At 71.5% G+C, this 10,988-nt stretch carries 10 protein-coding genes; 3 read left to right on the top strand and 7 right to left on the bottom strand.

Features of this window, described 5'->3' with window-relative positions; genetic code table 11:
- Positions 1-216, top strand: coding sequence for an MbtH family protein (locus ACFSKW_RS19145; RefSeq protein ID WP_379573617.1), 216 nt, complete (start codon positions 1-3; stop codon positions 214-216).
- A gap of 37 nt (positions 217-253) precedes the next feature.
- On the opposite strand, the gene ACFSKW_RS19140 is transcribed toward ACFSKW_RS19145, so the two are convergent.
- The 4 genes from ACFSKW_RS19140 to ACFSKW_RS19125 form a co-directional block, all read right to left on the bottom strand.
- On the bottom strand, positions 254-1,990 hold the full coding sequence (locus tag ACFSKW_RS19140; protein ID WP_379573616.1) for an ABC transporter ATP-binding protein: 1,737 nt from the start codon (positions 1,988-1,990) through the stop codon (positions 254-256).
- 176 nt (positions 1,991-2,166) lie between these two features.
- Positions 2,167-3,849 carry an ABC transporter transmembrane domain-containing protein gene (locus tag ACFSKW_RS19135; RefSeq protein ID WP_379573615.1) on the bottom strand — a complete coding sequence of 561 codons (1,683 nt, stop codon included), beginning with the start codon at positions 3,847-3,849 and terminating at the stop codon, positions 2,167-2,169.
- Positions 3,850-4,182: 333 nt separating this feature from the next.
- Entirely contained in the window at positions 4,183-5,388 is a 1,206-nt protein-coding gene (locus ACFSKW_RS19130; protein WP_379573614.1) for an ROK family transcriptional regulator, read from the bottom strand.
- A gap of 232 nt (positions 5,389-5,620) precedes the next feature.
- Positions 5,621-6,016 (bottom strand): DnaJ family domain-containing protein, encoded by a 396-nt coding sequence (locus tag ACFSKW_RS19125; protein WP_379573613.1) that lies wholly within the window; start codon positions 6,014-6,016, stop codon positions 5,621-5,623.
- A gap of 150 nt (positions 6,017-6,166) precedes the next feature.
- Between ACFSKW_RS19125 and ACFSKW_RS19120 the strand changes: the two genes are divergently transcribed.
- A complete protein-coding gene (locus ACFSKW_RS19120) occupies positions 6,167-6,607 on the top strand; it encodes a MarR family winged helix-turn-helix transcriptional regulator (protein WP_379573612.1) in 441 nt (146 codons plus the stop codon).
- A gap of 75 nt (positions 6,608-6,682) precedes the next feature.
- A complete protein-coding gene (locus tag ACFSKW_RS19115) occupies positions 6,683-7,174 on the top strand; it encodes a hypothetical protein (protein ID WP_379573611.1) in 492 nt (163 codons plus the stop codon).
- Positions 7,175-7,227: 53 nt separating this feature from the next.
- On the opposite strand, the gene ACFSKW_RS19110 is transcribed toward ACFSKW_RS19115, so the two are convergent.
- The 3 genes from ACFSKW_RS19110 to ACFSKW_RS19100 form a co-directional block, all read right to left on the bottom strand.
- Positions 7,228-9,150 (bottom strand): S9 family peptidase, encoded by a 1,923-nt coding sequence (locus ACFSKW_RS19110; protein WP_379573610.1) that lies wholly within the window; start codon positions 9,148-9,150, stop codon positions 7,228-7,230.
- A 168-nt stretch (positions 9,151-9,318) separates the two neighbouring features.
- Positions 9,319-10,722, bottom strand: a complete 1,404-nt coding sequence (gene sthA, locus ACFSKW_RS19105; protein ID WP_379573609.1) for a Si-specific NAD(P)(+) transhydrogenase — start codon at positions 10,720-10,722, stop codon at positions 9,319-9,321.
- A complete protein-coding gene (locus ACFSKW_RS19100) occupies positions 10,715-10,981 on the bottom strand; it encodes a hypothetical protein (RefSeq protein WP_379573608.1) in 267 nt (88 codons plus the stop codon). Before ACFSKW_RS19100 ends, sthA begins: the two co-directional genes overlap by 8 nt.
- Between the last annotated feature and the right edge of the window lie 7 nt (positions 10,982-10,988).

Here is a 10,988-nt window from a genome sequence, read left to right as displayed (position 1 = left end):
ATGAGCACGAACCCGTTCGAGGACAGGGACGGCCGGTTCCTTGTGCTGGTCAACGACGAGGGCCAGCACTCGTTGTGGCCGTCGTTCGCCGAGGTGCCCGCAGGGTGGCAGGTGGTCTTCGGCGAGGAGACGCGCGAGGCCTGCCTGGAGTACGTGGAGACCCACTGGACCGACCTGCGGCCCCGCAGCCTCGTCGAGGCCATGGAGCAGGGCTGAGCCCTGCGCTGCTGCTCACGTGCGGGGCCCGGCCCCGCTACCGCTCGCGGTGGCCGGACCAGGCCTCCCACAGGGCCGCGTAGCGGCCGCCGGCACGCACGAGCTCGTCGTGCGTGCCGGTCTCGGCCACCCGGCCCTCCTCCAGCAGGACCACGCGATCGGCGGCCGCCGCCTGGGTGAGCCGGTGGGCGACCACGAGCGCGGTCCTGCCCTCGATCGCGGCCGCGGCCGACGCCTCCAGCGCCCTGGCGCCCGCGCTGCCCGCCTCCGCCGTGGCCTCGTCCAGCACGACCACCGGCGGATCCGCCAGCACCAGCCTGGCCAGCGCGAGCTGCTGGGCCTGGGCGGCGGTGAGCCGGTGGCCGCTCTCCCCCACCACGGTGTCGAGTCCCTCGGGCAGCGCCCGCACCCATGCCAGCGCGCCGACGAGGTCGAGCGCGGCGACCAGGTCCTCGCCGCCGGCCTCCGGCCTGGCCAGCCTCAGATCGTCGGCGAGCGTGCCGGTGAAGACGTGCACCTCCTGGGTGAGCAGCGCGACGTTCCTGTCATCGCCGTCGACGGTGATCGAGCCGCTGTCCGGCTCGTGGATGCCCGCGATCAGCTTGGCCAGCGTGGTCTTGCCCGCTCCGCTGGCCCCCACGAGCGCGACCGTCTCCTTGGCCGCGATGTCCAGGTCGACCCCGCGCAGCACCGGATGGCCGCTCCTGTAGGCGTACCCGACGTCCGAGACGCGGACGTCAGGGGCGGGCGAGCCGGAGGCCAGGGGCGGCGCGGGCACGGCGGCGGCGTCGACCACCCCGACCAGCCTGGCCAGGCCCGCCCCCGCGGCCTGCGCGTCGTCGACCAGGCCGAGCGCGATGTTGATGGGCGTGAACAGACTGTGGAAGTAGAGGGCCGCGGCGCCTGCCGTGCCGATCGAGACCTCGCCGCCGCGAACCAGCAGGAAGCCCGTCACGAGCACCGCCGACAGCCCGGCCCACTCGGCCAGGTTCAGCCTGCCGTAGAACCCGGTGACCAGCCTGACGCCGGCCACCGCGAGGTCGACCGCGGCCCGTGAGGCGGCCCCCACCATCGACAGGTGCCGGTCGGCGAGCCTGAACGCGCGCACGGTCGGCGCGCCGCCGACCGTGCCGAGCAGTTGCTGCTGCTGGGCGCCGACGGCCACCCGCTGCGACGCGTAGAGCGGCACGGCGCGGCGCACGTACCAGCGCAGCGTGTGCGCCTGGATCGGCACCGCGACCAGCGCGACGAGCAGGAAGCGCCAGTCGAGGACCGCCATGCCCACCAGGGTGAGCCCGATCGTCAGGACCGAGCGGGCCAGCGCGGGCAGCGCGTCGCGGACCGCGTTGGTGATCACCGCCACGTCGCTCGTGACGCGGGAGGTCAGGTCGCCCGAACCGGCCCGCTCGACCTGGTCGAGCGGCAGCCGCAGTGCCCTGTCGACGAAGCGTTCGCGCAGGGTGGCGAGCATCCCCTCGCCCAGCCGCGCCACGAGGGAGACCCCGAGCGCGGTCGCCACGCCATGGCCCACCGCGATCGCCACGAGCCAGGTCACGGGCTCGGTGATCGCCGCCGCCGGGCTTGCCCGGGTGACCAGGTCGATGATGTGGCCCAGCACCGGGGCGGTGAGCAGGCCGATCCCTGTCGCGACGACCAGGACGGCGAAGCCGCCCAGCGCCGCGAACCTGTGGGGCCCGGCCAGCCGCCACACCGCCGCCCTGGTCTGCGCCGCGGTGGCGGTCGGCAGCAGCTCGCGGTCCTCGGTCGTCGTCATCGGCGCTCTCCTCGCGGCGGGTTCGTGCTCGTTGTCGTCGGCGGGCGGTGCCCGTTCTTCTCCGGACGGTCCTCGTTCGCGTTCCTCGCCGGACGGGTGCAGGATCGCGGCCCCCGGGCCAGGACCGCGGCACCTCGGGCCAGGACCGCGGCCCCTCGGGTCAGGACCGCGGCCCGTCAGGTCAGGACCGCGGCCCGGTAGGTCTCGTGGTCGTGGACGAGCTCGGCGTGGGTGCCGTGGGTGATCCGGCCGTCGCCGTCCACGAAGATCACCCTGTCGGCCCCCGCCAGCAGCGCGGGGCTGGTGACGACCATGATCGTGGTGCGCCCCTCCCTCGCGGTCCTGATCCCCCGGGCGATCCTGGCCTCGGTGGCCGCGTCGACCGCGGTGGTCGGGTCATGCAGGATCAGCACCGGCGGTGCCGCCGCCAGCGCCCTGGCCAGGGCCACCCGCTGCCGCTGGCCGCCCGACAGCGACAGGCCCCGCTCGGTGAGCGGGGTCTGCGTCCCGTACGGCAGCGCGGCCGCCACCTGGTCGGCGGCGGCCGCCTCCATGGCGGGCCAGGCCGCGCCGGGCTCGGCGGCGGCGCCGACGTTCTCCAGCAGCGTGCCCTCGAACAGGTCGGCGTCGTGCTCGGCCACCACGATCGCCCTGCGCACCTGCCCTGGCTCGATGCTCGACAGCGGCACGCCGTCCAGCTCGACGACGCCCGACTCGGGGTCGGCCGCCCTGCCGAGCACCTTCAGCAGCGAGGTGGCGACGGCGGGGTCGATCGTGACGACGCCGAGCAGCTCGCCAGGCGCCACCTCGACGCTCACGTCGCGCAGCAGGCCGTAGGAGACCTCCTTCAACGCGATCCCGCCGCGCACGTCCGGCGGCAGGTCGTCCTCGCCTCCCGCCACCGCGGGCGGTGAGGACAGCACCGACGCGATCCTCGCGGCCGACGCCCTGCCCTGGGCGAGCTCTCCGTTGGCCCACGCCAGGATCGACAGCGGCGTGAGCAGGAACTGCGCCAGGCCGACGGCGGCCACCAACTGGCCTACGCTGATGTCGCCCTGCGCGGCCAGCCGCCCGCCCACCAGCGCCACGATCGCGATGAAGACGCCGGTCAGGATCAGCATGCCGCCGTCGTGCCAGGCCTGCGCCCTGGCCGCCCGCACCGTCGCGGTGAGCGCGTCCCTGCTGGTCGCGCGATACCGGTCGACCGCGGCCCGCTCGGCGCCCATCCCCTTGAGCACCCGCAGTCCCGCGATCAGGTCGGCGGCGACTCCTGAGGCCTTGGCGGCCCGTTCCTGCTCAGCGCCGCTGCGCCGTTCCAGCGGCTTGCCCAGCAGGTGTGCCAGCGCCAGCAGCGGCGGGACACCAAGCAGCACCAGCAGGCCGAGCGGCACGGACACCAGCAGCAGCGCCACGCCTCCGGCCAGCAGGCCCGCGAGCGCCGCGGCCCCCGCGCTCAGCGCGACGTTGACCGCGCCCACCCGCTTGGCGTCGGCGGTGGCGATGGAGACCAGCTCGCCGGGCAGCCGTCCCATCTCCGCTCCCGCCCTGTGCTCCAGCACCCGGCCGGTCAGTGCCAGGCGCAGCTCGTGCGCGGCCAGTTCGGCCGCCTTCTCCGCGGCGCGGGCGCTGAACCGGTAGCTGGTGGACAGCCCGGCGAACACCAGCGCCAGGACGGCGATCCAGGTGACGAGGGCGCGGCCGTCACCGCCCGAGACCGCCTGGTCGATCACCACGCCGACCACGACGGGGACCAGGGCCTCTCCTGTCTGGTGGCTCGCGGCGAGCACGGCTCCGCCCGCGCTCAGCTTCCACTGTCCGGTGATGGCACGTCGCAGGACGTCACGGCCTTCGATGGGCACTGCTGCGGTTCCTCCGGCTCGTCGCGCGCGGGTTCGTACTAAGGCGAGCCTAACCTAATATGATCGATCGCAGGAGTGCCATCCACCCCCGAGGCCGGTCAGGTGACGTGCCGGCGACCACCGGACGCCGACGCCACGTCGGCCACGCCGGTGCCGGTCAGCACGACCGGCCGGCCTCCGTCCGCCTGGAGCAGCCCGGCGGCGATGGACGCGCGCCGGCCCGATCCGCAGGCGACCAGCGCCAGGCGACCGCCTCCGCGGCGCCAGGACGAGTTCGGCCCCCGTACGGCGGGCGGCCTGCTCGCGCCGACGAATCGGGCGGCAAGGTCGGTGTCAGGAGGTCGGGCGTGAGGGGAGCCGGCCGGAGTCGACCGAGTCGAGGACGCGCGCGGCGCCGCCGAGGGCCGCGGCGCCGTACCCCAGCGTGGAGGCGACGATGCGGCAGCCGCCCAGGTCCGCCGCGATGGTCCGGTCCCCCGCCTCGGCGGCGGCCGCGGGCAGCAGCCACGGGGCGAGCGGGACGTAGTAGCCGCCCAGGATCACCGCTTCGGGGTTGAGGAGGTTCGTGGCGATCGCGATGCCCTTGCCGAGGTCGCGGCCGACCCTGGCGAGCCGGTCGAGGGTCGGCCGGTCGCCCGCCTTCGCCCTGCGGACGACCTCCTCGATCTCCGGCTCCACCTTCGCGGGGTCGGTCGACGAGACGAGCACGCCGATGCCCGCGACGGCCTCCAGGCAGCCGGTACGGCCGCAGCGGCACGCCGGCCCCTCGGGATCGATCTCGATGTGCCCGATCTCCCCGCCGAACCCCTGGCCGCCGCGCCGCAGCCGCCCGTCGAGGATGACGCCGGCGCCGACGCCCACCTCGCCGGTCAGGTACACCAGGTTCGGGGTGCCGCCGAGCGGACCGAACCGATGCTCCGCCAGGACCGCGAGGTTCGCGTCGTTCTCCACCTGGATGGGCAGACCCGGGTCGTGGAGCGCCTTGGCGAGGTCGCCCGCCAGGTCCACCCCGCGCCAGCCGAGGTTGGGCGCCACCACGACCGTGCCGCCGGTGTCGATCAGGCCGGGAACGGCGACCGCCACACCCAGCGCCTGCCGCCGGTCCCTCGTCATGCGGCTGATGACGCGCCTGGTGAGAGCGGCGATCGCGGACACGGCCTGCGCGGGCGTGGCCGTCGCGCCGGGGAAGGAGCGCCGCCACGACAGCAGCCGCTCCCCCGACAGGTCCACCGCGACCGCCGTCAGGTAGTCGACGTTGATCTCGAGGCCGATCGACGCGTACGGCGAGCCGTCCAGGACCAGCATCGTGGCCGGCCGGCCGACGCGGTGCTCCGTCAGGCCTACCTCACGCAGCAGCCGCCGGTCGATGAGGTCGGCGACGAGGCTGGACACGGTGGCCTTGTTGAGCCCCGTGGAAGCGGCGATGTCGGCCCTCGAGCAGGGCGCGTTGTCGCGCACGAACCTCAGGACGACGGCGAGATTGGCCGCCCTGACGTCGGTGAAGTCCGCGGGCCGCGGGTCCGCTGAGGAAGTGATCAAGGTCAGCCCCGTTCCCCACGATCGGCCAGGCTGGCCCCATCATGCCGCACGCCGGCGCCCCCAGACCAATTCCTCGCGACCCCTCCCATGTGGGAGCGATTCCACAGGAGGGATTCGTTCGGACAATGGCCCAACCAATCAGAGAGGCCCGAGCCTACCTGCTTGCTGATCCAGTTCGACCGCCTGGACGACCTGGCGGCGGAGCTGGGCTGAGCGACCCCGGCCGGACCGGTCAGGAACCGCCGCCCGGCCGGCGTTCGCGCCAGCCGTCCAGGAACTCCTCGACGTCATAGGGCATCAGGTTGAGCGGCGGACCCGACATCGCCTTCCTGTTGCCCTCGGCGATCTTCCCGTTGATCTCTTCGAGGATGCGCCTGACCTCGTCCTCGGTGGCGGCGGTTCGCGCCTCGGCCAGTGCGCTCTCCGCCTCCTTGCGCAGGGCGAGCGAGGGAGGCAGCGGCATGGTCAGGCTCTCGTCGGCGAGTTTGCGCTTGACCCACCAGAGCTCGTCGTTCAGCTCGTTCCTGTTCGGCAGCGGCTTGCCGGCGCCCGGCAGGTCGTCGAACTCGCCGCGCTCCTGCGCTTCACGGATCTGCCGGTCGATCAACGTCTCGAAGCGATCGGTCATGGACGCTCCTCCCGCGTATCAGGCGACGTCACCACCCTGACACGCGAAACGATCGGTCCCGTGCCTGGGTCGCACGCCGTGTCCCCGCGCTCGCGGCCGACGCGACGCGATCCGGCGGGCCGCCGGCGGGCGGTGCGGGAGACTGGGGAGGTGACCATCGAGAACGCCCGCCCGGGTCCACCGGAGACCAGCCCATCGATCGTGCTGCTCACCCTGGCGCACCGGATCGAGACCGAGCTCGGGGCCGCCCTCGCGCCGCTGGGACTGACCGTCAGCAGGCTCGGCCTGCTCGGGCACATCTCCGGCGTGCCCGGGGTGTCGTTCAGCGACCTGGCACGCATGTCAGGGATCACCGTCCAGAGCGTCCACACGGCGGTGAAGGCGCTGTCCGGCGCCGGGCTCGTCCGTGACAACACCGCCCGCCCCGGGTCCGCCTCGGCCATCGAGATCACACCTGACGGCAGGCGCCTCATGCGGGAGGCGGCGAAGGCCCTGGCCGAGGTGGATGAGCGGCTGTTCGGTCCGGACGCCGACCCGATCCAGCGCCAGATCGCCGACGCCGTACGTGCCGCGTTCGGGACCGGCCCCTGACGCCCACCTTCAGGCAGGCTGAAACCTTCTGCTAGGCTTCAGCCTGCCTGAAGGTTGCGACGAGGAGGAGACCCCGTGGATGCCGTGCTGCTGTCGATCCATGTGCTCGCAAGCATCGTGCTGGTCGGTGGCTCGGCCATCGCGACCAGCCTGTTCCCCCGCTATGCCCCCGTCGCCACGAGCGTCACGGCGGCCCAGGGCGTCGCGGGCGCGCCGGCAGACCCGCTGCAGGACACCCAAGGGGAGCGCGACAGGGCCGTGGCCGTCGCGCTGCACCGCATCACCCGCGGCTACGGCATGCTCGGCGTCGTCGTACCGGTCGCGGGGATCACCCTGGCCCTCGTCCAGGGCCGGATGGGCGAGCTCTGGATCACGGTCTCCATGGTCCTCACCGCCGTGGCGGGCGGGCTGCTCGCGCTGCAGATCTATCCGCGGCAACGTGACGCCCTCGCCGCACCGGACGACGGCACGCGGCTGCGCACGCTGAGCATGCTCGCCGGGATCTACAACCTGCTGTGGGCGGTCGTCGTGGTCCTCATGATCGTGCGCCCCGGAGCCCAGGCCTGAGCGGCGGCGTCCGGACCTCCCCACTGGCGGCCGCTCGTCAGCCGCTCCGGCCGTCAGGCGTGATCCGATGCAGGGTCGGCGAGCCACCGATCGAACCACGCGCGGGTGCGCCGCAGAACGTCGAGTTGGTGATGACGTTCCTGGATCGCATGGCCTTCCCTCGGATAGACGACGAACTCGTGCGCGACCCCGTACCGCCGCAAGGCTCGATGGAAGTACGTGGCCTGGGCAACCGGCACATTCGTGTCGTCCTCACCATGCAGGATCAGAACCGGGGTGCGGATCTTCGAGGCGTACGAGACAGGGCTGAGCTCGTCGTGCCGGTGCGGGCCGGTGCCCTCCCAGCCGCAGCTACCACCGAGCCCCGCCTCCAAGGTCCCCAGTTCGCCGGTGGCGACGAGCATCCCCCAGTCGCTGATACCGGCGCCCATCACCGCGGCCTTGAACCTGCCGGTCTGCCCGACAGCCCACGCGGCCATGAACCCTCCATGACTCCATCCACCGATCCCGAGCCGATCCGGGTCCGCGACGCCGTCGGCGATCAGCAGGTCGATGCCGCTGACGATGTCGGTCCATTCGTCCATCCCGACCGCTCCCGCGACGGCCGCCGCGAAGGCGTGCCCGTGGCCCTCACCGCCACGCGGATTAGGCAGGAAGACCGCGTATCCCGCGGTCGCGAACCACTGTCCCGACAGGCCCATGCCGAGCATGAACCGGTCGGCGAACCTGTCGTACGGACCGCCGTGCACCAGCGTGACGAGCGGAAACGGGCCGTCTTGACGCCCCCGGCCAGCCGGCAGGATCAGCAGCCCGTCGAGCTCAAGCCCGTCGGACGCGCTGTAGGACAGGCGTTCCTGAGTTCCCCACCTGAGCGCGCGCAGCTCCGGCCTGGTGTCGCTGATCCTGATGAGCCGACCGGCAGGCGGCCCGGCGTGAACGTTCATCGGCTCGTACGGCGTGCTCACCAGGGCTGCGACAAGTTCGCCCGAGTGACACGCGGTGAGTGCACCGGCCAAGCCGGTCACGGAGGACAGCCACTGGAACCGTCGCGTTTCCGGATCGAGCCGGTAGATCGCGGTGTCAAGCCCGTCGGCGAACAGCGCCAGCGGCGGCCCATCGGCGATCTGCGCCAAACCAGAAGGGCAGACGGACATTCCGCTGGTCAGGTTGCGATGCTCCCCTGCGGCACCGCTCTCGGGCACGATGAGATCGAAGACGGCGCGGCCTCCCACCGGGCCGGGCGGGGTCGTCGCCAGGTAGCACACGTGCCAGACGCCGCCGGGGTTCCACCAGGTCGGCGAGGACGCCTCCATCGCGGTCTGGCCGAGATCCTGTACGTCCCCCGTCTTCACCTCGACCACATGCAACTCGCCGGTAGGGCTGAACGGGTCGAACTCCGGAGTGGCTCGGCTGAGCACCGCGAGCCTGCCGTCCGGACACTGCGTCACGTCGACGACGTGCCTGTCACCGAGTCCGTCCACCACACGCCACACGCCGGTGTCCAGGTCAAGGAGCCGTAACCGCCCGTAGGGCGCCTGCTCTCCCCACACTTTCGCGTCGTGCTCATCCTCGCCGGTCGGCTCGTCAGCGGCCACCACCGCGACCACCCGGTCGTCAGCAAGCGGGAGGTAGTGGGAGATCCCGCTCTTCCCAGTGGTCAGCGCCTGCGCCTCACCGCCGTCAAGGGATATCCGATGCAGTTGAACGGTGCCCGGCTTCATCCGATCGGAGCCGAAGAACAGCGAGCCTGAATCCGACGCCCAGCGCGGCAGGGAGTCCTTGGCCGTACCAGCGGTCAGCTTCTTGGGCGATGAGCTCCCATCAGTCGCGGCGACCCAGATCGCACTGCTCGGGTGCCGCTCCTTCCGCCCGATCGTGGCGGCCGTGTAGGCGATCCAGCGGCCATCCGGGGAAATGACCGGATGGAGCGGCGCGACACCGTCCACGATCACCTGCGGTGAGACTTCGTTGATCAAGCTCGTCCTCCCGTAGCACGTGGAATGATCAGCCCAGTGGCGATCATGCCACTGGGCCGTGAGAATCGGTCGGCATTCCAGATCGCCGAGATCGCGTGCACTCGACGAGGCGAGCCGGGCCGACTTCCTCAAACCAAGCGATATGGCAACTGAGCAGCGATCAGAAGGTCACAGCTCGGCTGTCAGCCGAGCGATCACTCGCATCTTGTTCATCGCGTCCAGGGCGGCGACCTTGTACGACTCCGCGAGCGTCGGATAGTTGAACACGGCGTTGACCAGATAGTCGACCGTGCCGCCGCATCCCATGACGGTCTGCCCGATGTGAACCAGCTCGGTGGCTCCCGTGCCGAAGACGTGGACGCCGAGCAGCCGCCGGTCCTCGGAGGAGACGAGCAGCTTGAGCATCCCGTACGAGTCGCCGATGATCTGCCCCCTGGCGAGTTCCCGATACCGCGAGACACCCACCTCGAACGGGATCTTGTCACGGGTGAGCTCGTCTTCGGACTTCCCGACGAAGCTGATCTCGGGAATGGTGTAGATCCCGATCGGCGACAGCTCCTGCATCTCCGCCACCGGTTCGGCGCACGCGTGCTGGGCTGCCAGCCGTCCCTGCTCCATCGAGGTGGCCGCGAGCGCGGGGAAGCCGATCACGTCGCCGACCGCGTAGATGTGCGGGACGGACGTGGCGTAGTTCTCGTCCACCTGGATCCGGCCTCGGTCGTCAGCGGCGAGTCCGGCGTTCTCCAGGCACAGCTCCGCCGTCTTGCCCTGCCGGCCCGCCGAGTACATGACACAGTCGGCGGGGATCTTCTTGCCGCTCTCCAAGACCGTCAAGGCCCCACGCGGCCGCCGCTCGACCGCGGCGACGTTCTCACCGAACCGGAACGTGACGGCCAGATCGCGCAGGTGGTACTTGAGCGCCTCCACGATCTCCAGATCGCAGAACTCCAGCATCCGCTCACGGCGCTCCACCACGGTGACCTTCGTGCCGAGCGCCGCGAACATCGAGGCGTACTCGATGCCGATGACCCCGGCTCCGACGACGACGAGGGTCTCGGGCACCCGATCGAGATGCAGGATCGCGTCCGAGTCGATGATCATCTTGTCGTCGAACTCCACGCTGGACGGGCGGGCCGGCGAAGTCCCCGTGGCGATCACGATCTTCTCGGCCGTGATCTTCCTCTCCTCGTCCCCGGTGACTCCGATGGTGTGAGCGTCCAGGAACCGCCCGGTGCCCTGCAGGACCGTCACGTGGTTGCGGCCCAGCTGGCTCCGGATCACCTGGATCTCCCGGCCGATCACGTGCTGCGTGCGCATCCCGAGATCCGCGACCGTGATCTCCTCCTTCACCCGGTAGCTCGCTCCGTACAGCTCTCGCTGGTTGAGACCGGTCAGGTAGAGGACGGCTTCCCGCAGGGTCTTCGACGGGATCGTCCCTGTGTTGATGCACACGCCTCCGAGCATGTGTTTCTTCTCGACCACCGCGACCCGTTTGCGGAGTTTCGCTGCGGCGATCGCCGCCTTCTGCCCGCCAGGCCCGGACCCGAGAACAAGGAGATCGAAGTCATACATCGGCGCAGACCTCCCGGCTGACGAGCCCGTTCGGGAAGTTGCCTGCGCCGCGATCGCACCACGCACGAACAGGGGAGAGAACGATGCCGACGACGTCGAGGGAGTCCGGCGCCCCGGGCAGGGTGAGGATGCCGTCGGAGTCGATGACGGTTTCCTCGTCGAACTCGACGGAGTCGGGACGCGCCCGCTTGGTGGCGGCTATGGCCGCCTTCTGCCCACCGGGGCCGGAGCCCACGACAAGTACATCAACGTCGGCCACAAGGTCA

This window comes from Nonomuraea mangrovi, from assembly GCF_042681425.1.
Taxonomy (GTDB): Bacteria; Actinomycetota; Actinomycetes; order Streptosporangiales; family Streptosporangiaceae; genus Nonomuraea; species Nonomuraea mangrovi.
Note: the sequence above shows the minus strand (reverse complement) of the source record. Positions and strands in the feature narration are given on the sequence as shown.